This window comes from Polyangium mundeleinium, assembly GCF_028369105.1.
Lineage (GTDB): Bacteria > Myxococcota_A > Polyangia > Polyangiales > Polyangiaceae > Polyangium > Polyangium mundeleinium.
The window spans coordinates 372,018-393,543 of record NZ_JAQNDO010000001.1; the positions used below are offsets into that span (position 1 = coordinate 372,018).

Here is a 21,526-nt window from a genome sequence, read left to right on the forward strand (position 1 = left end):
CCACGATGAGCGAAACCGTCCGAGGCAAGATCGACCCGGGTCTGGATCTCGAGGCCGAGATCGTGCGGCTCAAGAAGGAGCGCAACGCCGTCCTGCTCGCCCACTACTACCAGGAGGGTGACATCCAGGATCTCGCGGACTTCCTCGGCGACTCGCTCCAGCTCGCCCAGCAGGCGAAGAAGACCACGGCCGACGTCATCCTCTTCGCGGGCGTGCACTTCATGGCCGAGACCGCGAAGATCCTGAACCCCGATCGTATCGTCGTCGTGCCCGACCTCGAGGCCGGCTGCTCGCTCGCCGACGGCTGCCCGGTCGACCGTTTCCGCGCCTGGCGCGCGAAATACCCCGACGCCGTCTCGATCACGTACATCAACTGCACGGCCGAGGTGAAGGCCGAGAGCGACTACATCTGCACCTCGTCGAACGCTGAGAAGATCGTCCGCGCGATCCCCGAGGACAAGGAGATCCTCTTCGCGCCCGACAAGAACCTCGGCCGCTGGCTCGAACAGAAGACCGGCCGAAAGATGCGGCTCTGGCAGGGAAGCTGCGTGGTGCACGAGACCTTCAGCCTGCGCAAGATCATCGCCCTGCGCGAGGAGCACCCCACGGCCAAGCTCATCGCGCACCCCGAGTGCGAGGAGGCGCTCCTCCGCATGGCCGCGTTCATCGGCTCGACGACCGCGCTGCTCAAGTACACGCAGACCGACGACGCGCAGGCCTACATCGTCGCGACCGAGAGCGGCATCGTGCACCAGATGCGCAAGGCCTCGCCGCACAAGACGTTTTTGGAAGGGCCGCCCGAGAAGAACTGCGCCTGCAACGAGTGCCCCTTCATGCGCCTGAACACGATGGAGAAGGTCTACCTCGCGCTGCGCGACCTCGAGCCCCGCATCGAGATGCCCCTCGACCTGCGCGAGCGCGCTCGGGTGCCGATCGACCGGATGCTCGCGCTCTCGTGAGCCATCGGGCCGGCCGCTCCCTTCGAGCTCAAAGGTTCGTCGGGGCGTCGGGCTTGCCGGTCGCCAGCTTGCGCACGAGCGCGCGCAGCTCGGACGGGTCGTAGGGTTTTTCCAGGAGCAGGTTCTCTACGCGCGCGAAGAAGGCGCGCACGTCGCTCGTGAACGCCGCGCCCGTGAAGAACACGATCTGCCGCGCCACCTCCGGCGCCGTCACGAGCAGTCGTTCGTAGAGCTCGAACCCGTTCATCCCCGGCATCCGCACGTCGCACAGCACCACGTCGAAGCGCGCCCCCGCCTCCACCACCGCGAGCGCCTCGTGCCCGCTCGACACCGTGGTCACCTCGTGCTCGTTCGCGAGGAGCCGTCGGATCGAAGCCACGATGAACGGCTCGTCGTCGACGAGCAGCACGCGCGTCCGCCGCGCGGATCCCCCATGTTCCGCCGTCGTTCCCATCGTCGTGCCAATGAGCCCCACGCCAACTCCAGGAATTCCAATAGGTCGCCCATCGCTGAGCATTGCGCAAGCGCCAAAAGCGAGCATGCGGCAATTTGCCGCCCAGTGCCAATGGGTTGACGCGGGGTGACGCCAACTTCGCGTAACGCAATGACCGCAATGGTGCGGCTGTCAGGCGAAATGTTCAGCCGAGGTGCTTCTCGATCGCGCGGATGACCTCGAGCCTGTCGAAGAGCCGCTCCACGTAGTCGAGCCGATCGGTCTCGATGACCATCGTCGGCGAGAGGTCGTACCGTGCGTGCCATTCCTCGTAGAGCTTGTCCAGCGCAGCGAGGTAGCTCTTGGGTACTTTGCGTTCAAAGTTTCGTCCCCGCTGCCGGATGCGCCGCACGAGGGTCGGCAGAGGACACCGCAGATAGATCATCAGGTCCGGCGGGCGGATCTCCTCGCGCAGCGTCCGATAGAGGTCGTCGTACATCTGCCAGTCGCGGGCGTCGATGTAGCCGGCCTGGTGCAGGTGCGCGGCGAAGATCTCCGCGTCCTCGTAGAGCGTCCGATCCTGCACGATCGGCCGAGGATCCACGGCCGCGCGTCGCACGACGTCGCGGTGGATGTGGAAGCGCCGGACGAGGAAGAAGAGCTGCGAGCTCATCGCCCAGCGCGACATGTCCCCGTAGAAGTCGGACAGGTACGGGTTCTCCTCGTTGGGCTCGAAGAACGGCACCATTCGGAACTGCTGCTCGAGCCATTTCACGAGGCTCGATTTCCCAGCTCCCATGTTCCCAGCCACCGCGATGATCCGGGGGCGCGCGCCATCCCGCCGGCTCTCGAGCATCTCGTCCTCCGCTTCCCCTCAAAGCACGAGCGAAAGCCCGAGCGTCGTCACGAAACCCCCAGCGAACCTGGGGAAAGGTCCCACCGTCACGCGGCGCCCGGAAGCGTCGATCGCTTGCCCGTCCTCGAAGGCCCGTCCTCGTTGCGCCGACGCGGGGTAAAACGCGCCCGTCGTCTCGAGCTCCACCGCGAGCCACTGGGGCACCACGTCGAACGACGCGCCGAGGCCGAGCGGAATCTCCACGAACGACGCCGTCCGCTCGCGCACGGGAAACACGCTTCCTCCCGACGTCTCGACCGAGAACCGCCCGAGCTCGAGCCGCCCCCAGCCCGCGCCCGCCGAGACCCACGCGCGCGCCCGCGGCGAGATGCGCCACGTCGGCGCGAGCCGCAGGCCAAACGAGTACGTGTAGAACTCGACATCCCCCGGATCCCCGACGAGCCCGAGCGCGCCCGAAGGCATGTTGAAGTCGCGCTCCGCGCGCACCGCGTACAGGCTCGCGCGCAGGTACCGCGTGATGTCGACCCGCGCCCACAGCCCCATGCCCACGGACGCCGGATACCGCACGCCCGTGTCGCCGCTCGGGATGCGATGCACGAGCGCCACACCTCCGCCGATGTCGACGTGCCGCGTGAACGGCGGCTCCTTGATGTCGAGCGGAGGCAGCTCCTTCGGCCGTGGCGGAGGCTCGGGCGCAGCCGGCGCCGCGTCCGCGTCCGCCGCCTCTTCACTCGCGTCCGCGCCGCGCGCCGTCCCCATCACCCCGCCGAGCGCGAGGGTGAAGGCGGCTGCGGACGCGAGCGCACGTCGGCCTTTCCGCCGTCGGTCTTCGAGGCGCTTCACCCGTGCTCGCATCGCGTGCACCTTGTAGCAAAGTTCGGGCTCCTCGGTCGACCGACCACGGCTTTGGTCCGTTTCGATCCCTTCTGGCACGGTCCCGAAATCTGCGGCACACTCCGCCCGCCATGCACACGTCTCGGCTCTTCGTTTCGCTCGCCGGTCTCACCCTCCTTCTCGCGGCTTGCAGCAAGTCCGAAGCACCCGCCGCGCAGGCCGATCAGCCGGCCGCCCTGCCGACGCAGGTGCCCGGACAGCCGCAGGGCGCGGTCGCGGAGAGCATCAAGCCGCTCGCGCAGAAGAAGTTCGGCCAGCCGGTGACGGAGACGAAGACGACGGCGCTCACGGACCTGACGAAGGAGCCCGCGAAGTTCGCCGAGCAGACGGTGCGCACCGAGGGCGTGGTCTCGGCGGTCTGCAAGTCGATGGGCTGCTGGATGGAGATCGCCGACACCTCGGGCAAGGCGCACATCAAGATGGCGGGCCACAGCTTCTTCGTCCCGCGCGACAGCTCGGGCCACCGCGCCGTCATTCAGGGCAAGGTCCTCACGCCCGAGGCCGACAAGGGCGTCTGCGGCGCCGACGACGGCTGCGGCCAGGGCGGCAGCGCCAAGATGGCGCAGGTGAACATCGAGGCGACGGGCATCGAGTTCATCGACTGAATCGCGCCTCCCCCGCTCCCGCCCGCCGCGCGTGAACGCAAAGCTCGGAGGGCATGGGCCTCCTGATCACGCGCGACGATTTCACCGAGGACGAGTTCGTCCGTTTCTCCGAGCGTCTCTCCGAGCAGCTCGACGTCCTCGGCACCCTCGCAAACCTCCCCGGCTTCGGCGAGGGGCCGGCCACGGTCGGCGCCGAGCTCGAGCTTTTCCTGGTCGACCCGGCCGGCCTCCCGTTCCCGGCGAACCGCGAGGTCCTCGCGCGCACGGTCGATCGTCGGTTCACCGTCGAGCTCGACCGGTTCAACCTCGAGTTCAACGCGAGCCCGTGCCCGCTCGCCGGCCGCCCGTTCACGGCGCTCGCGGACGAGCTCGCCGGCGCGCTCGTGGAGATCTCGCGCGCCGCGCGGGAGCAGGGCGGGCGTATCGTGCCCATCGGCATCTTGCCGACGCTGCGCCGCGAGGATCTCACCGCCGCGGAGATGACCGACGTCCCTCGTTATCGCGCCCTCGGCAAGCGCATCCGGCGCCTGCGCGGCGGACCTTTTCATGTCCGCATTCACGGCGAAGACCCGCTCGCCCTCGACACGGACGACGTCGCGATGGAGGGCGCCGGCACCTCGTTCCAGGTTCACCTTCGCGTCCCGCCCGGACGTTTCGCCAAATATTACAATGCGGCACAGATCGCCACGATCCCGGCGCTCGCGGCCTCGTGCAACTCGCCGATCCTCATCGGCCATCGCCTCTGGGACGAGACGCGTATCGCGCTCTTTCGCCAGGCCGTCGACGATCGCCTCGACGCCCCGGCGGCCTTTCACCCGCCGTCGCGTGTGTCCTTCGGGTATGGCTGGGTCCGCGACGGGGCCGCCGAGCTCTTCGCCGAGAGCGTCCGGCTCCACGCTCCGCTCCTGCCCGTGCTCGGGAGCGAGGACCCCCGACAAACCCTCGCCTCGGGCGGCGTCCCCGGCCTCGCCGAGCTCCGTTTGCACCACGGCACCGTCTGGCGCTGGAACCGCGCCGTCTACGACCCGGGCAGCGGCGGCCATTTCCGTATCGAATATCGCGCGTTGCCGGCCGGGCCCACCGTGGTCGACATGCTCGCGAGCGCCGCGTTCCTCCTCGGCGCCACGATCGGCCTCGCTCCGGACGTCGAGCGCCTCTTGCCCGCCTATCCGTTCGAGCTCGCGCGCCACGCGTTTCATCGAGCGGCGCAGCATGGCCTCGATGCCGTCGTTCCCTTTCCGTGCAACGAGGCCCCGTCCCCCCGCGCGACCCCGATCGTCACATTATGCGAGCGCCTCCTGCCCCTCGCCCGGAGCGGCCTCGTGGGCGCGGGCGTCCTCGAAAGCGAGGCCGACCGCTGGCTCGACGTCTTCGCGGCTCGGGTACGAGCTGGGCAAACGGGCGCGCGCTGGCAACGCGCGGCGCTCGCGGCTTTGCGGGGTCGACATTCGCAGGAGGAGGCGTTGCGGCGGATGCTCGCCCATTACGAGGAGCGCGCGGCCTCCGGCGAGCCCGTGCATGCGTGGGCGCCGGTCGACGGAGGTGCTTAGAACAAACCCATGACCGAGAGCCCCATCCGATCCTGACCCATCATCGGCACGACCGTGACCGAGCTCGGCAGGAGCGCGCGCGCGCCCTTCGCCGGTTCCACGGGCACCTCCACGGTCTCCGTCGAGAAGACGGCCATGTCGAGCGCGGGCGCGACGACGTATCCGACGACGGCCCCGATGGCGGTATACCCGAGGGCTTCGTACCCGCTCCCCGCGCCGGCCATCAGCCCGATGAGGCCGCCTCCGAGGGGAAGACCGACGTTCAGGCCGAGGCTCGCGAAGCCCTTGCCGAGGTGCCCGTGCGCCCAGTGAACGATGGGCCCCGTGAGCACGTGCCCCGCGATGCCGACGTACGTGATCGGGGTCCCCATGCCGACGACCGACACGAGATCACCCGCGACCACGCCAATCAAGGTCTGCCACCCATACCAGCGTTTCACCTTCTGCGTGGGGACCTCCGTGCTCCAGCCGGGCAGAGGCATCGCGTACCCGCGCCCCCAGGCCCCGTTGGGCGGAGGTTGCGGATAGGGCCCCGGCGGATACGGCGCATAAGGTCCGGGCGGATAAGGCGTGTAAGGCCCGGCGCCCGGCGGCGGGGCCGGCGGCGGCGGAAGCGAAGCCCCATTCGCAGCCGATCCCGGAGGAGGCGGCGGAGCCGGCACCCCTGGCGGCGGTGTCAGGGGGCCTGCGGGCGGCGCGGGGAAGGGATTGGCTTGCAGCGGCGGCGTGGGGGCCGCGGGCGGCGGAGGCGCCGGGGTCGACGGCGACGGCGGCGGGAGCGCGTTCGACAGCGGCGGAGCCGCGTTCGTCGCGGCCGGCGGGGGCGGAGGCGGCGGGGGCGCGGAGCCCGGTTGCTGCGCGTTCGCGCGCGTCGCGAGGGTGATCGTGGCGAGGGCGAGGGCGGGGCCGAGCCGCAGGCGTGTGCGCATCGGCGGCGAGGATATCAAGAAACGTGCCCCCAGCAGAAGATGGGCCACGTCGAAAACCCGACGCGGCCCGGCGCCGCGGGTTACTTCGCGTCCTTGAGGGCGAGGTTCACGATCTTTTTGAACTTCGACAGCGGCTGCGCGCCCGAGAGGAGATACCCATTGATCACGAACGTCGGCGTGCCCGTGATCGAGGCGTCGTCGGCGGCCTTGAGGTCCGCGTCGATGAGCGCTTTGTGCGTCTGCCCGTCGATCGCGGCGAGGACCTTCTGCACGTCGAGCCCGAGCGCGGCGGCCGTCCGCTCGATGCCGGCGCGGTCGAGCTGCGTCTGGTCCTGGAAAAACGCGTCGTGCATCTTCCAGAAGGCGTCGTTCCCCTTTTGCTTGAATGCCTCCATGGCCGCCAGCGCGGTGGGCATCGCGTTCTTGTGGAACGGCAGCGGCTTGTTGCGCCAGACAAACCGGATCTTGCCCGGGAAGGCCGCGTCGAGCTCGGCGAGCGTGGGCTCGACGCGCTTGCAGAACGGGCACTCGAAATCGGAGAAGATCTGCACCGTGACCTTCGCGTTCGCCGGGCCCTTGGTGGGGTTCTCCTTCGTGAACGAGGGAATCGCCTTCACCTTCTCGAACGTCGCGGCCTTGCCGTCCTTGATGATCGTGTCGTAGAGCTTCGCCGCGGGCGTGCCCTTCTTGACGAGCGCCTCCGACTTCGTGAGCTCCTCGTCGATGAGGGCCTTGAACTTGTCGATCGGCTGCGCGCCGGCGAGGCGGCGGCCATTGATGAAGAAATGCGGCGTGCCGCTCGCCTGCACGTCGTCGGCGAGGTCCATGTCCTGCTCGATGCGGGCCTTGTGCTTCTTCTTCGCGATCGCGTCGCTCGCCTTCTTCACGTCGAGCCCGAGGTTCTTCGCGATGCCCTCGAGGTCCTCGGGCGCGAGCTTGCCGTTCGCGGCGAAGAGCAGGTCGTGCGCTTGCCAGAACGCCGCTTCGCCCTTTTGCGCGCGCGCCTCGAGCGCGAGCTCGGCCGCGGGCTCGGCGTCCTTGTGGAAGGGCAGGGGGTTATTCTTGTACACGATCCGGAGTTTGTCGCCGTAATCGCGGGCGAGCTGCTCGATCGTCGGCGTCACCCTGACGCAGAATGGGCACTGGAAATCCGTGAACATCACGAGCGTCACGAGCGCCGTGTTTTTGCCCCGCACCGGCGAGCCGTCGACGGGCACGCGCCAGACCGTCTTCGTGTCCTCGGCCTGGCTCGGGCTCGCGCCGGGCCGGTCCTCGGGCTTCTGGTAATTTTGCGCCGAGAGCACCGCATAGACCTTCTCGGGCGCCGTCCCGCTCGCCGTCGCTTTGCGCGCGGCCGCGACCTGCTCGTCGATGACGGCGCGGAACTTGTCGATCGGCTGCGCGCCGGAGAGGTGCACGCCGTTGATGAAAAACGCGGGCGTGCCCGTCACGCCGAGCTTCTTGCCGAGCTCGATGTCCTCGTCGATCTTCTTGCCGATCTCGCCGCTCGCGAGCGTCGCGTCGACGAACTTGCGCGTGATGCCCCGCGGCAGCGAGCCGTCGATGACCTGCGGGTCGATCCGGCCGGCGAAGAGCGCGTCGTGATAGGCCCAGAACCAGGGCGAGCCCTTCAGCTTGAACACGGTCATCGCCGCCTCGGCCGCCGGGCGCGCGTTCTTGTGGAACACGAGCGGGAAGTTTTTCCAGACGATCCGGAGCTGGTCCTTGCCGTAGATCTTCCCGAGCTCCGCGAGCGTGCCCGCTGCGCGCGCGCAGAACGGACACTCGAGGTCGGAGAACGCGACGATCGTGACGAGCGCCTTGGGGCTCCCCCAGCTCGGATCCGCGGCCGTGACGGGCACCGGGCTCTTCGCGCCTTCGCCGGTGTCGGCCTCGTTTCCGCCGGTCCACGTGCCGGCCTCGGCCGGGGCCACGGTGCGCACGGGGAATCCGTTTGCGGTGTTGTCGTCTTCGGCGCCCCCGACGAGGGCCCTCTCGCCGTCGCCTTCGGCTGCGCCGTCGGCGCGGGGCGCGCCCGCGCCTTTGACCCCGCCGCGGCCTGCGGTTTCGGCGTCCTTTCCAGCAGTGGCGGCGTTCGCGCCCTGATCAGCGGGTCCCTGGGACCCGTCTCCGGGCGAGGCGGCCGGAGGCGTAGGCGCCGGGCCGCAGGCGACTGCGGCCGAGAGGGCCGTCACGAACCCGATTCGGAAGAGCTTCACGAGCATGGCCGGCACCCTACAAGAAACGTGGTCACGACGCACGCGGCTTGCGCGCGGATCCACGTGGCTTCAACATCCCCGCGAGGTTCCGTCAATGGCGCCGCGTAGCCGAAGGAAAGCCCGGAGCCGTGTGGCACGGGGGATGCATCAAATTGTCGCATTGCCTGGACACGGAAACGGGTTCATGGCTTTTCGGACGGAGGTGAGACGTGGCTTCTGAACTTGGTACTTCGTGGGGAAGGTGGCTCATCGTGGCGCTCGGCGCGGCGCTCGTCGCAGGGTGCGGCGGAGGCGGCGGCGGATCGGGCGGCAACGGCGGATCGGGCGGCAGCGGCGGATCGGGCGGCGGTGGATCGGGCGGCGGCGGGCCGAACCTCGTCGACGTGGAGCTCGCGTTCGAGGGGCGCGTCGGGGACGAGGTATTCGATTGCGGAAAGACCTACACCGCAGGAAGCGCGTCTACCGAGGTGCGGATCACCGATTTTCGGCTTTACGTGCACGACGTGCGCCTCTTGCGCAAGGACGGCAGCGAGTTCCCGGTCGAGCTCACGCAGGACGGGCTGTGGCAACACGAGAACCTGGCGCTCCTCGATTTCGAGAACAAGGCCGGCGCCTGCGCGAACGGCACCAGCGAGACGAACACCACGATCAAGGGCCGGGTGCAGGCCGGGAGCTACCAAGGCATCACGTTCAAGGTCGGCGTGCCTTTCGAGCTGAACCACGGCGACGCGGCGGCGGCGCCTTCGCCGCTCAACCTGAGCGCGCTATTCTGGAACTGGAACGGCGGGTACAAGTTCCTCCGCGTGGATGCGGCGCCGACGGCGGGCGGCGGGGCGTTCAACGTGCACATCGGCAGCACGGGCTGTACGGAGGACGCGTCGGGCGCCGTCACGGCTTGCGATCGGTCGAACCGCCCGGAGGTGCGCCTCACGGACTTCGACCCGCTCGCGGGCAAGTTCGTCGTCGATTACGCGGCGCTCGTCGCGGAGAATGACCTTTCGCAAAACGCGGGCGGCGCGCCGGGCTGCATGGCGGGCTTCGACGACCCCGAATGCCTGGCCGTCATGGGTCGGCTCGGCATTCACGTGGACGACGGGTCGGTTCATCCGGACGAACAGAAGCTCTTCGTGGCGGAGTGAATCCATGAAATACCCTCCCCTCCTCCCCTTGGCCGCGCGGGGGCCTTTCGCCGCGCTTTTGCTCCTCGGCACCTTCGCCGGCTGCGGCGGGGAGGGGGAGGGGCCGCCCGAGCCCACGCCCCCGGCCCCCGCGATCTGGGATTTTGGTCTGCCCGCGGGGTATCCGAAGCCCAAGGTTCCTGCGGACAACCCGATGTCGGTGGACAAGGTCGAGCTCGGCCGGCGCCTGTTTTACGACAAACGGTTGTCCGGGAACGAGACGCAGAGCTGCGCGTCGTGCCACGACCAGAAGCTCGCGTTCACGGACGGGCGCGCAGGCGGGCTCGGATCGACGGGCGAGGTCCACCCGCGGAGCTCGATGTCGATCGTGAACGTGGGGTATCTGTCGACGCTCACCTGGGCAAACCCGTTGATCACGGAGCTCGAAGAGCAGGCGCTCCTGCCGCTCTTCGGCGAGACGCCGGTCGAGCTCGGGCTCGCGGGCAAGGAAGACGTGCTCCTCGAACGATTGCGCAAGGAGCCGGTGTACGAGGCGCTCTTTCCGAAGGCGTTTCCGGACGAGGCCGACCCCGTGCGGCTGGAGAACGTCGTCCGGGCGATCGGCGCGTTCGAGCGCAGCGTGACCTCCTACCGTTCGGCCTGGGATCGGCACAACTACGGCGGTGATTCGAAGGCGCTGTCGGAGGCCCAGAAACGCGGCAAGGACCTGTTTTTCTCGGAGAAGCTCGAATGCTTCCATTGCCACGGCGGCTTCAATTTCTCCGACTCCGTGGTGCACGACGGGAGCACGTTCACCGAGACGATGTTCCACAACACCGGCCTTTACAACATCGGCGGCACGGGCGCGTATCCGGAGAACAATCGAGGCGTCTACGAGGTGACCCAGGTCTCCACGGACATGGGCCGGTTCCGCGCGCCGACGCTCCGCAACATCACGCTCACGGCGCCCTACATGCACGACGGGAGCATCGCGACGCTCGGCGAGGTGCTCGACCATTACGCGGCCGGCGGGCGCACGATCGCGGATGGCCCGTACGCGGGCGTGGGGAGCACGAACCCGTACAAGAGTGAGCTCATCAATGGTTTTGTGTTGACCGAGGAGGAGAAGGCGGACGTGCTTGCTTTCCTCGCGTCGCTGACGGACGAGGCGCTGCTCACCGATCCGCGCTTCGCGGACCCTTGGAAGCAGGACAGCGCGGGAGGAATGCCGTGAAAAGAATCGGACGAATCGTGGGAATCGTATCACTCGCCGGCGCGGTGTTCGTCGGGACGAGCGTGGGCGCGTGCGGAGGCGGGACGGAGAACCCGCCCGCGACGAACGAGCCGGACCTGACCGGCGTGGTCTACACGGGCGAGGCGACGGACGAGGCGCTCGAGGCGCTGCTCTTGGCCGCGCCGAAGACCGACGCGGCGCAGGCCGCGGTGGTGGACACACCGGCCGCGGGCGCGACGTTGCCGAAGGACGTGCCGCCGACGATCGAATGGCACGTGGGCGGGTCCTCCGCGGCGCGCGAGCCTTCGGCGGGAGAAAGGTTTGTCGGAGCCGCGAAGGCGATCGCCTCGTTTTTCGGCCCGCGCGAGGCCTGGGCACACGGGGCGCCGGTGAACGGTCGCGCGTATCTGCTCGTGTTCTCGACGCCGAAGAGCCCGGAGCTCGTTCGTGTTTTCACGACGGAGCTGTCGTACACGTTCGACGCGGCCTCGTGGACGAAACTCGCGCTCACGGGGGAGCCGGTGACGCTCGTCGTGACGAACGCGATCTTCGAGGACAACCGCGTGGCGCAGGACGGAGGGCCGTTCACAGGGGAGGCGGTGACGTTTTCGATCGGGCCGTGAGCCGCCGCGTTACCGCCGCTGCCCCACCGGCCGCGGGGAAAACACCCCCCGCGGTCGCGTCTTCATCCCCGTCACCGGGAAAAAATCGTTCCCCCCGAAGAGCGGCGGGTCCTTTTCGTTGCGCTGGTAAAACAGGTTGATCTCTTTCTTGAAGAAATCGGTGTCCGGGATGACCGCGCCGAAGCGCTGCGTTTTCAGCGCCTCGCGGAGCTCGTCCCTGAGCGCGGTGCCCGGCGGGCCGCCGCCGATGCCCAGGATGTCCTGCATCGCCATTTCGTGCGCGAATGGGCGCTTGCCCGCGAGCGTCGGGAGGTGGCCGTGCGCCGGGAGCCATACGTCGCCAGGCAATGCAGCGAGCCTCTTCACGAAGGCGTGGCCCGCTTGCTCGTCGCTGCGCGAGGGCACGAGGCGGCGAGGATCGTAGATGACGCAGGCGAGCTGGAGGGCCGCGACGCCGAACGCCGCGGCGCGCAGGCGGGCCCGCAGGGCTTCCGGCGCCTGGCCGATGCTTTCGAGGGCCGTGGCGACGCCGAGACCGAAGAGAATGGCGAGCACGGAGAACGCGGGCATGAGCACGTTCGGCCAGCCACCCGCGTGCAGGCGCCCGCCCCACGAGGTCCCGAGCGCGCCGGCCGCGGCGAAAAACCAGAAGAGCCGCGCCTTGCGCGCGCCCTCGCCCGAGGCCGCGAACCAGTAGAGCGCCGCGCCGAAAGAGACGGCGAGCGGCGCGAAGAGGTCCTCGATCCAGTAATCGACCCACATCGCCGGCACGTTCGGGTGCTGCGAGGGCAAGAAGAAGACGTAATAACGGAACCAGCCGCCGTGCAGGCGATCGAGCGCGAGGATCGAGAGGCCGATCGTGCCGAAGAGCGCCACGCCAAACCCGAGCCCGCGCTTCCAGCCGTCCGCGAAGAGCGCGTACACCGCAAGAGGCGCCGCGGCCACGAGCATCGATTGTTTCGTGAGGAACGAGAGCAGGAACAAGGCGACGGCGAGGAGCCGGAAGCCGAGGCCCTCGCGGAAGCGGAGGACGTAGAGGCCGAGGAGCAAAAAGAGGAGCGCGAGCGAGTCGACCCGCGCGATATCCATGAAAGCGCTGCTCTCGCGGTACGTGCCCGCGAAGAGGCCCACCGCGAGCACGGCCGCGAGGCGGTTTTTCGTCTCGCGGTGCACGAAGAGCGCGAGGAGCGCGAAGCAGCCGAGCGAGGAGAGGAACGAGATGAGGCGCAGGGAGAAAAACCCGAGGCCCACGACCTTGCTCGCGGCCGCGGAGACGTAGAAGTAGAGCGGCGTGTAGATGAAGGGGACGAAATCGATCGTGGGGCGATCGTAGAGGCGTTTGCCCGAGAGGATGTGGCGGACGTGGTCGACGGCGCCGCCCTCCATCCATTCGAGCTCGAATGGATACCGGAGGTGCAGGACCGCGAGCACGAGATAGATGCCGACGTAGGCGACGGCGCCGAGGCCGACGAGCCAGGGGAGGACGCGGCCGAGGAAGGCGGGGAGGCGCCGCCAAAGGGGGAGGAGCCGAGCAAGCATCGAGGGGCGCTACCCTAGCGCAGCGCGCCCAAAGATTCGAGCACGGCCTCGAGCGAGCAGCGCCCGAGCTGGGCGGCGCGCTCGGGGCCAAAGCCGCTCGGGCCCTCCTTGAACGGCATCTCGATCGTCATGGACAAGCAATCGAAGCGCTCGCCGACCCAGTTGTTTCCGATGCGCAGATCGCCCTTGCCCGGGTCGTCCGCCCCATAATCGAGCTCCGAGGAAAAACCGCCGTCGCGGCGCGCGAGGCTCCGCGTGAAGCGTCGTTCGAGCTCGTAGAGGCGCTCGGAGTAGCCAGGGTTTCCCGCGCAGCCGATGGCGAACGCGACGTCGGCGTGCTCGTCGCCGTGCACGTCGAGGAAGAGGTCCACGCCGGCCTGCTCCATGACGCTGCGCACAGAGGCGACCTCGGGGCTGACCTCGGGGCTCGGCGTCTGCCATTCACGATTGAGGTCTCGCCCGGCCGCGTTCGTGCGGAAATTGCCGCGCGTGCTGCCGTCCGGGTTCACGATCGGCACGACGTACACCACGGCCTCGTGGAGGAGCGTGTCCGTGACCGGGTCGTCCTCGGCGAGGAGCCGGACGAGCGCGCCCTCGACGAACCACGAGCCCATCGTCTCGCCCGGATGTTGCCGCCCCGCGATCCAGAGGCGGCGCTTGCCCGGTCGTTCCTCCCCGAAGACGACGAGGTGGATCGGGCGTTCCTCGACGCTCGCGCCGATCGGCAGCACGCGCGCCCGGGGCGAGCGATCGACGACCGAGAGGAGCGCCGCGAGGCGATCCAGGGGATACGCTGCAAAATACGAATAGTGGACCGTGTCGTGCTCGGGCCGGTGCTGGAGGACGAGGCGCCGTCCGTCGAAATGGGTGGGGACGCGGAACCATCGATCGAGGTCATACGATGCGAGCGCGCGGTAGCCATGGAAGGCGTCGGGGTGCATCGCCTCGCCCGCGTCGGTGATCGTGAGCTCGACGTGGCGGCCGCGCGCGCCTCGAACGCGGAAATGGAACCATTGCCGGATGCCTGCCGCGCTGTCGGCGCGCAAGGAGAGCTCGGCCTCGGCCCCGTAGTGGCCGGTGACGACAATGCTCCCGCCGCAGAGGTCCGCGTCGACGTGCATGAAATGCATCATGCCACGAACAGCGAACGAGCGGGGAGCGATCGTAGGCCCGCGCGCGGGTGTGTCCCGCACGTGCCGAAGGGTCCAGCGTGCAGGGCCGTTTCGCCTATACTTCGCCGCGGAGAGGTCGAATGGCCAAGAGCAGGACGGGGATCGACAGCAGCGCAGGCTCCCTGCCGGAGACGACGACGTGGGCGCGCGCCGTCGTCCTCGGGACGGGGATCCTCGGCGTGAGCCTGACGGAGCGCACGCTATCTGCGAAGGCCCTGGAAGAGTTCGCGCGCAAGGTGCTGGAGGTCATCCGCGCCATCACGCCCGCGACGCGCAAGCTCGTCGAGGTGCTCGAAGCGCGCATGGCCGAGCTCGGCATCGATCACGACTGCGACAGGCTGCGCACGGCCCGGAGCGCGCGTTTGCTTTGTGAGGCGCTGGCCAGCAAGTCGCTGCGCGAGGCGCGCGAGATCGTCGAGGCGCTCGCCTCCGCGCGCCTGGAGACGAGCTCGTCGGCCGTGCAGGCGAGCCTCGGTGCCGCGGAGGATTCGCTGGAGACGCTCGACGATCCGCTCGTGCTCGGCGTGCTCAAGCAGCTCGCGGGGCGCGAGAAGAACGACCTTTCGGCGTCCAAGTATCTGCGCGAGGCGCGCGCGATTCTGCGGCAGGACGAGATGCGGCGGTCGCTGTCGGTGGAGCTGCGCATGGTGGCGGGCGCAGCGCAGGCGTACCTCCTGAGCGGCACGCCGAGCGCCGACGGAGCGCCGCTGCACGTCCTTCCCGACGACGGCATGCTGCCGAAGAGCGCGGTGCTCGCGAGCGTCGTGGCGCCTGCCGTGGTGCGGATCGAGGCGTCGCGCGGGACGCCGCCGCCGAGCGCGACGCGGCCACGCGCGGAGAGCACGAAGCGCAAGTCGCTCACGCAGACGCTGGCGTCGGAGGGCGTCGTGCCTTTCACGCGGGTGAGCGTGGAGCGGCGAGGATCGACGCCCGACCGGAAGTCCGCGCGCGCGCTCCTGGCCGAGGCGGTGCGCGAAGCGGAGCAGAAGCTCGAAGCCTCGAAGGGGCCGGCGTTGCTCTCGCTCGTGATCACGCTCGACATCAGCGACAAGGGCGCGTGATGGATCAGGCGTCGAGCGTGACGTAGAGGACGGGCTCGTCGCGCAGCCACGTGCGCTGGCGGCGCGTGAAGACGCGTGTCGCGCGGACGATCGTGTCTTCGAGCTCCTCACGCGGGAGCTCGCCTGCGAGGTGCGCGCGCACCTGCTTGTATCCGACCGATCCCATGGGTCGCGCCGCGGCGTGGCCCGCGTCGAGCAGCGCGCGCACCTCGTCGAGCCAGCCCGCGTCGATCCACCGCCGGACGCGCGCGCGGATGCGCTCGTCGAGCGTCTCGCGGGGCCAGGCGACGCCGACGAGGCGCGCGTCGTGGCGCTTCTCGCGGAAGCCGTGCTCGGCGAACCACTGGCTCTGCGGTTTGCCCGAGAGCTCGTGGATTTCGAGCGCGCGGCTCACGCGGACGAGGTCGTTTGGCGCGAGGCGCGCGGCGCTCTCGGGGTCGACCGCGGCGAGCATGACGTGCAGGGCCGCGCGTCCCTCGGCCTCGGCGATCGCCGCGTGCCGCGCGCGGATCGTGGAGTCGGCGGGCGGCGCGGGGGCGAGGCCGTAGACGAGCGATTTGATCCAGAGGTACGTGCCGCCGCAGACGATGGGCACGCGGCCGCGGCGCTTGACGTCCTCGATCGCGCGCTCGCCGAGATCGGCGAAGGTCTGCGCGTCGAGGGGCACGAGTGGGTCGGCGATGTCGACGAGGTGGTGCGGGGCCCGCGCGCGCTCGTCGGCCGTGGGCTTGCCCGAGCCGACGTCGTAGCCGCGGTAGATCTGCACGCTGTCGGCATTGATGATCTCGCCGCCGAAGCGCTCGGCGAGGCGGATCGCGAGCTCGGTCTTTCCGCTCGCAGTGGGGCCGACGACGACGATGAGCTCGCCCTCGCGCGGCGGCTCGATCGTGCGCCACGAGGGGGCCGTTCGAGGGGGCTCGCTCGGCGCGTCGCCCTCGTCCGGGCGATGGGCATCGACGGTTTCGCGATCGTTCGGGCGCATCGTTCGGGTCCGCGAGGGGTCTTCCACGCGGGGGACTTCCTGTAGCATCTCCGGATGTCCTCGATGCCGCGCTTCCTGCTTTCGTTTGCGTTCGTCACGTGTCTCGCCGCGCCGGGGGTGGCCTCGGCACAGGAGCCTCCGCCCGCTCGGCCGATGATGCGGGTGAACCTGCCGATCGATCTCACCGTGATCGGCGTGGGCGGCGCGGCGTGGATCACGACGGAGGTGCTGAAATCGAAGATCGCGCCGGCGACGTGTCGATGGTGCAGCCCGCCGGGGTTCGACGATTCGATCGCGCGCGCGCTTCGCTGGAGCAACACGAAGACGGCGGCCCGGATCAGCGATGTCGGGCTGTATGGGCTCGCGCCGCTCGCCGCGTTTGGGTTCGACGCGGCGGTCGTGTACGCGAGCGGCGGTACGCTCGCAGAGTGGGGGACGGACGTGATCGTCCTTTTGCAGTCGATGGTCGTGGCCGCGGATCTCACGCAAATCGTGAAGTTTTCCGTGGCGCGGGAGCGCCCGCTGCTCGAATACGGCTCCGTGTCTCCCGAGGATCGGGACAACCGCGACAACAACCTTTCCTTCTTTTCCGGTCACACGTCGTTCACGTTCTCCGCGGCGGTCTCGGCTGGAACGCTGGCCACGCTGAAGGGATATCGCGCGGCGCCCTGGATTTGGGCCACGGGGCTCACGATTGCCACGGCCACGGGGTATCTGCGCATGGCCGCGGACAAACATTATTTTTCGGACGTGATGGTCGGCGCGATCGTCGGATCGGCCGTCGGGTTCGTGGTGCCGTGGCTGCACCGGCCGAGCGCGAGCCTGAGCAAAGACGCAGGGGCGCGGCTCTCGGGGATGATGGCGAGCCCGCTGCCCGGCGGCGGGCCGTTCGTGGGCTTCAGCGGGATCTTGGATTAGTTCGCGGCGCGCCTCGCGCGGACGCGGAGGAGGACGGGTTTTTCGGGGCGGAGGACGGCGGTGTAATCGGGGCCGATCGGCGCGTCGCTCACGGGCTCGAAATCGAAGCGCTGGGCAATTTGCGCGAGCAGGAGCTCGGCTTCGAGCGTGGCGAACGTCGCGCCGATGCAGACCCGCGGGCCGGCGCCGAACGGCATGTAGGCACCGCGCGGCCGCTTTGCCTCGTTCTCCGCCGAGAAGCGCGTCGGATCGAAGCGCTCCGGATCGGGGAAGAGCGTCTCACGCCGGTGGAGCGCGTGAATCGGGACGATGATCGACGTCATCTTGGGCAGGTGGTATCCGCCGACCTCGACGTCCTCGATGGCGACACGATCGATCGCGAAGGCCGGCGGATAAAACCGCAGCGCTTCGCGGAAGACGCCGCGCGTGTACTCGAGCCGGGAAGCCGCCTCGGCGGTGGGGGTTTTTCCGGACAGGCTGTCGACCTCCTGCTTCCAGCGGCGGTACACCTCGGGATTGCGCGCGAGAAAATAGAGGCACCAGGTCGTGGACGTCGCCGTCGTCTCGTGGCCGGCGATGAACAACGTCATGGCCTCGTCCCGCACTTGGCGATCGGTCATGAACGAGCCGTCGTCCTCGTCGCGCGCCGCGAGCAGCCGCGAGAGCAGGTCGGGCCGGTCGCCGCCTTTTTGCCGGCGATCGGTGATCATGCGCTGAATGCGGTCGTCGACCGTCCGGATGGCAGCCAAAAGCTTGCGCCGCTCGGCCGTGGGCAGGGGGACGGGCTGGTGCAGGGCCTCGAGGGCCGTTTCCCGCGCGCGTTCGAGCGGCGCGGGGAGGTTTTGCGGCTGGAGAAGGAGCTGGGCCAACATCGAGCGTAGGAAGATCGAGACGCTGGCGGTCTGCTCGCCGAGGTAGTTGAACATCGCGCGGATCGCGGCGCTGATCTCGTCGGACTCGTCGAGCGTGTCGGCGTCGAAGAGGACCTTCGCCGCGATGCCCATGGTGATCCGCGTCATCTCGCGCCCGGCGTCGAGGATCTCGCCGTCTTTCCAGTCGTCGAGGCACCGCGTGATGACGTCGTTCATCATCGGCGCATACCCTTCGATGGCGCGCGGGTGGAAGAGCGGCGCCATGAGCTTGCGTTGCTTGCGCCACGGCTCGCCTTCGCTCGTGAAGAGGCCACGGCCGGCGAAGGGGTAGAACATCATCTTCGTGGCGAGGCTCTTTTCGAAGCTCTTTTGCTTCTCCACGAGCGCCTCGTGGGCGAGCTCGGGCGCGCAGAGGACGACGAGCGGGAAGTTGAAGAATCGAATTTGCCCGAGGTCGCCGAGCTCGCGCGCGAGGCGCAGGAAGATCGCCGCTTGCGTGGTGCGGAACTCCGTCGCGTGCCCGGCAAACGTTTGTCCCGACAGGACGGGGATGTCTTCGACGGTCTTCATGGTCCCTCCTGCGGCGGTAGGAGCGCGTGCGAGGCGCGTCAAGGGGAGCTGCGGCCGTGCCGGACGTCGACGACGATCCGCGGAGGATCACGGAGCTCCAGCACGCGATACCGATTCTTCGATCCGACGCCGAGCACCCAGGTGAGCTGTCCCTCGAAATCACAGGTCGCTGCGAGCTCGAGCAGCACGGGCAGCTTTGGCTTTCGCTCGACGGGGCCGAGCGTCGGGAGGCCCGCGTCGCTGTGGGCCCGCGCCGGCGTCATCCGGACCTGGAGCCATCCATCGCCCGCCACCGTCACGGCCTCGCCCGTGCCGCAAAGGTGCACGGGTTTGTCGATGTACTCGACCCGGTAGCCGGGCAATGCCTGGCCCGAAAATTCGAAGGCGACACGATCGAATCCCGCGTGACGGCCGGCCCGGACCGACCGCAGCTCGACCGTATGCACCTCGGGGATCTTTTTCTCGATCGGCGCGGACGTCCCCTCGAACGCCTCGGGCGCCGTGTCCCCGGGCTCCTTCGTCCCCTGCGCGGGCGCAGCGGGCTTCGCCGAGGAAGGCGGCTCGGCGGCCTTCGCGGTCGGCTCCGCGGGCGGCTGCGCGGCCGCGGTCGGCGTCGTCGGCGCCACGGCGCTGGCGGCAGGTGTTTTCGTGCTGTCGGGCGCGGTGCTGTCGGGCGCGGCGTCACGACAGGCGAGGAGCAACGGGCTGGCGAGCAGGAACAGGAAGAGCGTACGCATGGGGCTTGTTGCGTGTCCGTTTGGCGCAAGGGGCCTGGCCGCAAGGGCCTCGGCGCGCGCGGCGCGGACGACGTCGGCGGCCCGATTACAATGGGTGCGTCCGTACGTCAACGCCTGCCGCAGGGCTTGACACGGTCGCGGCGGCGGGCTCATCCTGTGCGGGTGGGCAATACGCCCACAATCAGCGTTTTCCTTCGGGTTGCATGACGCTATCGAATACCGACTGGGAGGGGTTCGGGGAGCACGTCTATCGCTTCGAGGCGCCGGATATCGTGCACATCCGAAACGTCGGCGACGTCGCCCGGGAGGACATGCAGCGTATGTTCGAGCTGGTCCGGGAGGCCCGAGCGCAGGTGGGGGGGCTGGTCTTCTGGCTGGCGGACATCACGCAGATGGGGCACGTGCGTGCCGAGGCGCGCAAGCTCGCGATCGAATCCGACACCAACAAGAACCTGCGGGGTACGGCGATCTACGGCGGCAACTTCAAGCAGCGCGCGATCGCGAACCTCGCGATCAAGGCCGCGCGTGTGCTCAGGCCCTCGCGCATCCTGACCCCCTTCAAATTCGTCGCGACCGAGGCGGAAGCGCGGGCCTACATCGAGGCGATCCGATGTGGAACGCAGGGCGTGACGTCGCGCGGCTCCCGTCCGCCGCCTGTGCACTGACGGCGCGCAGGGAAGCGTTTGTAGGGACACGACGCGTGGGCAGGCGCGGGGACGCCGGCCAGCCGGCGAGCGCCCCCGTTCGTCGTGTTGTGGAAGGAATCCCCCCTGGGGACGTGGATCAGTAGCGGCGTCCGGGGCGGCCCCGATCTTCGAGCAGGCGTGCCGGATCGGGCGCGTCCGAGGGCAACACGCTCGACGTTTGCGCGCTCCCCGAAGCGGAATGCCCCTTCGATTCCACGATCCACGAGGCAACGCCGAGAAGCACGGCGCTGAGAAGAAGAAAAGCAGCGACAGCTGCCACGATCATAGGCATGCGGATACGAACGCCGTCGAAATGATGCATCGCGAGCGTCACGAGGACCTCCTGATGTGAGGGCGGATCGATACAAGTTGCCGGGGGACGCTCTCCGCGCCTTCACCCGGCCCCCCTCGATGAACCCGCCGTTGGGTCACGCCGCCCGTCGCCGAGCCGCGTGTTGTTCTTCGTTGGAACGGCGCACAGATTACCGCATGCGCGTGCGATTTCCAGGGAAATGACGGTCCAGATCGGACAGGGAATGTCCGAGTGCGGGGATGTGGGCTACTGGATCCGGGGTGGGCGCGCGTCGAGGAGGAGATCCGGCAGGAGGAACACGAACATCGCGGTCCGGCGCGTGGCCGGGGTCATTCCTTCGACGCGGAAGTCCCTCTCGGTTCCGACGATGTGCCCCGCGGCGTCGAAATGCATCCTCTGCGGCGGGCGGTCCGGCGTTCGTATCGTCGCGACGCCGGCCTCGTCGAGGACGAGCGTGCCCGCGGAGATCGGGACCGTGCCGTCGGCGTTCATGGTGATGTGGAGGGTGCCGCCGAGGTCGACGAACGTCCCATCGGAATGCAGCGTCCCGAGCACCTCACCGCGCTGCACGAGCAAGCCGTTGCGGTAGAGCGTGACGAAGGGCTCGTCGCGCGCGAACACGCGGAGCTCCGCGAGCATGAGCAGGCCCTCCGGAGGGCTCTCGCAGGAAGACGCAGGCTCACACGCGGCGCGCGGCGGCGATGTCGAGGGCTGCGGCGCGGGGGTGCAGCCGCCCGCGAACGCGAGCGCGGCGAGGAGGAGACGCCGCGTGGTCTTCACGGACAAACCACGTTCGGGATGTAATGGACGTGGTAACAACACTCGTCGTCCAGCGGCGGCAAATCGCAGACGACCTGGCGGTACGCAGGCTTGTTGCAGCAGGCCGTGGGGGTCGTCTCGGCGCAGAAGCCGGTCGCGTCCGCGAGGGTCTTGAGCAGGCCGGGGGTCGACGCCGCAGGGGGGCAGAAGTCGCCGCCGTTCATCGAGACGCACACGGCGTTGAGCTTGCCGATATTGGGCTCCTCGCCGCACTGCAGGCCGTCGTCGCCGCCCGCGCCGTCGCCGCCGGTGCCCGAGGCGCCCGCGCCGCCCGTGCCGCCGGTCTCGCCTCCGGCATCGACGACGACCTTGGCGCCGCACGCCGCGCCGAACAGGGTGAGGGCCGCGAGCACGGCGGCGCGGACGAGGGGATGGGCGGCGAGGAAGTGGAATCGTCGTTCGAGCATGGTGAGGTCTCCCGGCTGTGCGTCGCGGAT

General features: G+C 69.0%; 21 protein-coding genes. 9 read left to right on the top strand and 12 right to left on the bottom strand.

Annotated features, from left to right (window positions below; genetic code table 11):
* The first annotated feature begins 5 nt into the window (after window positions 1-5).
* Entirely contained in the window at window positions 6-959 is a 954-nt protein-coding gene (nadA, locus tag POL67_RS01570) for a quinolinate synthase NadA (protein WP_271914828.1), read from the top strand.
* Window positions 960-987: 28 nt separating this feature from the next.
* On the opposite strand, the gene POL67_RS01575 is transcribed toward nadA, so the two are convergent.
* From POL67_RS01575 to POL67_RS01585, 3 genes are all read right to left on the bottom strand, one after another.
* Window positions 988-1,413: a response regulator gene (locus POL67_RS01575; protein WP_271914830.1), complete on the bottom strand. Its 426-nt coding sequence runs from the start codon at window positions 1,411-1,413 to the stop codon at window positions 988-990.
* 184 nt (window positions 1,414-1,597) lie between these two features.
* Window positions 1,598-2,248, bottom strand: a complete 651-nt coding sequence (locus POL67_RS01580) for a deoxynucleoside kinase (RefSeq protein WP_271914832.1) — start codon at window positions 2,246-2,248, stop codon at window positions 1,598-1,600.
* A gap of 18 nt (window positions 2,249-2,266) precedes the next feature.
* Complete coding sequence (locus POL67_RS01585) at window positions 2,267-3,103, bottom strand: hypothetical protein (protein ID WP_271914833.1); 837 nt, start codon at window positions 3,101-3,103, stop codon at window positions 2,267-2,269.
* A 110-nt stretch (window positions 3,104-3,213) separates the two neighbouring features.
* Between POL67_RS01585 and POL67_RS01590 the strand changes: the two genes are divergently transcribed.
* Window positions 3,214-3,747: a DUF4920 domain-containing protein gene (locus POL67_RS01590; RefSeq protein ID WP_271914834.1), complete on the top strand. Its 534-nt coding sequence runs from the start codon at window positions 3,214-3,216 to the stop codon at window positions 3,745-3,747.
* Between the two features lie 53 nt (window positions 3,748-3,800).
* A complete protein-coding gene (locus POL67_RS01595; RefSeq protein ID WP_271914836.1) occupies window positions 3,801-5,297 on the top strand; it encodes a glutamate-cysteine ligase family protein in 1,497 nt (498 codons plus the stop codon).
* On the opposite strand, the gene POL67_RS01600 is transcribed toward POL67_RS01595, so the two are convergent.
* Together POL67_RS01600 and POL67_RS01605 are read right to left on the bottom strand one after the other, a co-directional pair.
* Complete coding sequence (locus POL67_RS01600; protein ID WP_271914838.1) at window positions 5,294-6,226, bottom strand: hypothetical protein; 933 nt, start codon at window positions 6,224-6,226, stop codon at window positions 5,294-5,296. The two genes, POL67_RS01595 and POL67_RS01600, sit on opposite strands and share 4 nt — an antisense overlap.
* 80 nt (window positions 6,227-6,306) lie before the next feature.
* Window positions 6,307-8,451 (bottom strand): DsbA family protein, encoded by a 2,145-nt coding sequence (locus POL67_RS01605; protein ID WP_271914840.1) that lies wholly within the window; start codon window positions 8,449-8,451, stop codon window positions 6,307-6,309.
* A gap of 203 nt (window positions 8,452-8,654) precedes the next feature.
* Between POL67_RS01605 and POL67_RS01610 the strand changes: the two genes are divergently transcribed.
* Genes POL67_RS01610 through POL67_RS01620 form a run of 3 tightly spaced genes read left to right on the top strand, consistent with a single transcriptional unit; the run spans window position 8,655 to window position 11,420 of the window.
* On the top strand, window positions 8,655-9,584 hold the full coding sequence (locus POL67_RS01610) for an MbnP family copper-binding protein (protein ID WP_271914842.1): 930 nt from the start codon (window positions 8,655-8,657) through the stop codon (window positions 9,582-9,584).
* 4 nt (window positions 9,585-9,588) lie between these two features.
* A complete protein-coding gene (locus POL67_RS01615; RefSeq protein WP_271914845.1) occupies window positions 9,589-10,797 on the top strand; it encodes a methanobactin export MATE transporter MbnM in 1,209 nt (402 codons plus the stop codon).
* Window positions 10,798-10,814: 17 nt separating this feature from the next.
* Window positions 10,815-11,420: a hypothetical protein gene (locus POL67_RS01620; RefSeq protein ID WP_271914848.1), complete on the top strand. Its 606-nt coding sequence runs from the start codon at window positions 10,815-10,817 to the stop codon at window positions 11,418-11,420.
* A gap of 9 nt (window positions 11,421-11,429) precedes the next feature.
* Here the strand turns inward: POL67_RS01620 and POL67_RS01625 are convergent, their stop codons facing one another.
* Both POL67_RS01625 and POL67_RS01630 read right to left on the bottom strand, forming a co-directional pair.
* Window positions 11,430-12,959 carry a glycosyltransferase family protein gene (locus POL67_RS01625; RefSeq protein WP_271914850.1) on the bottom strand — a complete coding sequence of 510 codons (1,530 nt, stop codon included), beginning with the start codon at window positions 12,957-12,959 and terminating at the stop codon, window positions 11,430-11,432.
* 14 nt (window positions 12,960-12,973) lie between these two features.
* A complete protein-coding gene (locus tag POL67_RS01630; protein ID WP_271914853.1) occupies window positions 12,974-14,080 on the bottom strand; it encodes a M14 family metallopeptidase in 1,107 nt (368 codons plus the stop codon).
* Between the two features lie 131 nt (window positions 14,081-14,211).
* On the opposite strand from POL67_RS01630, the gene POL67_RS01635 reads away from it, so the two are divergent.
* Window positions 14,212-15,192 carry a BREX-2 system ATPase PglY family protein gene (locus POL67_RS01635; protein WP_271914856.1) on the top strand — a complete coding sequence of 327 codons (981 nt, stop codon included), beginning with the start codon at window positions 14,212-14,214 and terminating at the stop codon, window positions 15,190-15,192.
* A gap of 4 nt (window positions 15,193-15,196) precedes the next feature.
* Here POL67_RS01635 and miaA read toward each other — a convergent pair whose 3' ends face one another.
* Window positions 15,197-16,174 carry a tRNA (adenosine(37)-N6)-dimethylallyltransferase MiaA gene (miaA, locus tag POL67_RS01640; protein WP_271914858.1) on the bottom strand — a complete coding sequence of 326 codons (978 nt, stop codon included), beginning with the start codon at window positions 16,172-16,174 and terminating at the stop codon, window positions 15,197-15,199.
* 54 nt (window positions 16,175-16,228) lie between these two features.
* On the opposite strand from miaA, the gene POL67_RS01645 reads away from it, so the two are divergent.
* Window positions 16,229-17,092, top strand: coding sequence for a phosphatase PAP2 family protein (locus POL67_RS01645; RefSeq protein WP_271914861.1), 864 nt, complete (start codon window positions 16,229-16,231; stop codon window positions 17,090-17,092).
* Here the strand turns inward: POL67_RS01645 and POL67_RS01650 are convergent.
* Entirely contained in the window at window positions 17,089-18,534 is a 1,446-nt protein-coding gene (locus POL67_RS01650; protein WP_271914863.1) for a cytochrome P450, read from the bottom strand. The genes POL67_RS01645 and POL67_RS01650 overlap by 4 nt on opposite strands.
* Before the next feature lie 38 nt (window positions 18,535-18,572).
* A complete protein-coding gene (locus tag POL67_RS01655; protein WP_271914865.1) occupies window positions 18,573-19,271 on the bottom strand; it encodes an AMIN-like domain-containing (lipo)protein in 699 nt (232 codons plus the stop codon).
* Between the two features lie 203 nt (window positions 19,272-19,474).
* Between POL67_RS01655 and POL67_RS01660 the strand changes: the two genes are divergently transcribed.
* Window positions 19,475-19,936, top strand: a complete 462-nt coding sequence (locus POL67_RS01660) for an STAS/SEC14 domain-containing protein (RefSeq protein WP_271914868.1) — start codon at window positions 19,475-19,477, stop codon at window positions 19,934-19,936.
* A gap of 580 nt (window positions 19,937-20,516) precedes the next feature.
* On the opposite strand, the gene POL67_RS01665 is transcribed toward POL67_RS01660, so the two are convergent.
* Together POL67_RS01665 and POL67_RS01670 are read right to left on the bottom strand one after the other, a co-directional pair.
* Complete coding sequence (locus POL67_RS01665; protein ID WP_271914870.1) at window positions 20,517-21,050, bottom strand: hypothetical protein; 534 nt, start codon at window positions 21,048-21,050, stop codon at window positions 20,517-20,519.
* The gene (locus tag POL67_RS01670; RefSeq protein ID WP_271914872.1) at window positions 21,047-21,496 is read right to left on the bottom strand and encodes a hypothetical protein; all 450 of its coding nucleotides are present in this window, start codon (window positions 21,494-21,496) and stop codon (window positions 21,047-21,049) included. Before POL67_RS01670 ends, POL67_RS01665 begins: the two co-directional genes overlap by 4 nt.
* Window positions 21,497-21,526 lie beyond the last annotated feature (30 nt).

Bases quoted from the DNA above. Each gene is read 5' to 3' on its own strand.
- POL67_RS01590 (WP_271914834.1), top strand. From the start codon at position 3,214: ATGCACACGTCTCGGCTCTTCGTTTCGCTCGCCGGTCTCACCCTCCTT.
- nadA (WP_271914828.1), top strand. From the start codon at position 6: ATGAGCGAAACCGTCCGAGGCAAGATCGACCCGGGTCTGGATCTCGAG.
- POL67_RS01635 (WP_271914856.1), top strand. From the start codon at position 14,212: ATGGCCAAGAGCAGGACGGGGATCGACAGCAGCGCAGGCTCCCTGCCG.
- POL67_RS01670 (WP_271914872.1), bottom strand. From the start codon at position 21,496: ATGCTCGAACGACGATTCCACTTCCTCGCCGCCCATCCCCTCGTCCGC.
- miaA (WP_271914858.1), bottom strand. From the start codon at position 16,174: ATGCGCCCGAACGATCGCGAAACCGTCGATGCCCATCGCCCGGACGAG.
- POL67_RS01575 (WP_271914830.1), bottom strand. From the start codon at position 1,413: ATGGGAACGACGGCGGAACATGGGGGATCCGCGCGGCGGACGCGCGTG.
- POL67_RS01600 (WP_271914838.1), bottom strand. From the start codon at position 6,226: ATGCGCACACGCCTGCGGCTCGGCCCCGCCCTCGCCCTCGCCACGATC.
- POL67_RS01585 (WP_271914833.1), bottom strand. From the start codon at position 3,103: ATGCGAGCACGGGTGAAGCGCCTCGAAGACCGACGGCGGAAAGGCCGA.
- POL67_RS01660 (WP_271914868.1), top strand. From the start codon at position 19,475: ATGACGCTATCGAATACCGACTGGGAGGGGTTCGGGGAGCACGTCTAT.
- POL67_RS01625 (WP_271914850.1), bottom strand. From the start codon at position 12,959: ATGCTTGCTCGGCTCCTCCCCCTTTGGCGGCGCCTCCCCGCCTTCCTC.
- POL67_RS01580 (WP_271914832.1), bottom strand. From the start codon at position 2,248: ATGCTCGAGAGCCGGCGGGATGGCGCGCGCCCCCGGATCATCGCGGTG.
- POL67_RS01605 (WP_271914840.1), bottom strand. From the start codon at position 8,451: ATGCTCGTGAAGCTCTTCCGAATCGGGTTCGTGACGGCCCTCTCGGCC.
- POL67_RS01645 (WP_271914861.1), top strand. From the start codon at position 16,229: ATGTCCTCGATGCCGCGCTTCCTGCTTTCGTTTGCGTTCGTCACGTGT.
- POL67_RS01655 (WP_271914865.1), bottom strand. From the start codon at position 19,271: ATGCGTACGCTCTTCCTGTTCCTGCTCGCCAGCCCGTTGCTCCTCGCC.
- POL67_RS01650 (WP_271914863.1), bottom strand. From the start codon at position 18,534: ATGAAGACCGTCGAAGACATCCCCGTCCTGTCGGGACAAACGTTTGCC.
- POL67_RS01595 (WP_271914836.1), top strand. From the start codon at position 3,801: ATGGGCCTCCTGATCACGCGCGACGATTTCACCGAGGACGAGTTCGTC.
- POL67_RS01615 (WP_271914845.1), top strand. From the start codon at position 9,589: ATGAAATACCCTCCCCTCCTCCCCTTGGCCGCGCGGGGGCCTTTCGCC.
- POL67_RS01630 (WP_271914853.1), bottom strand. From the start codon at position 14,080: ATGCACGTCGACGCGGACCTCTGCGGCGGGAGCATTGTCGTCACCGGC.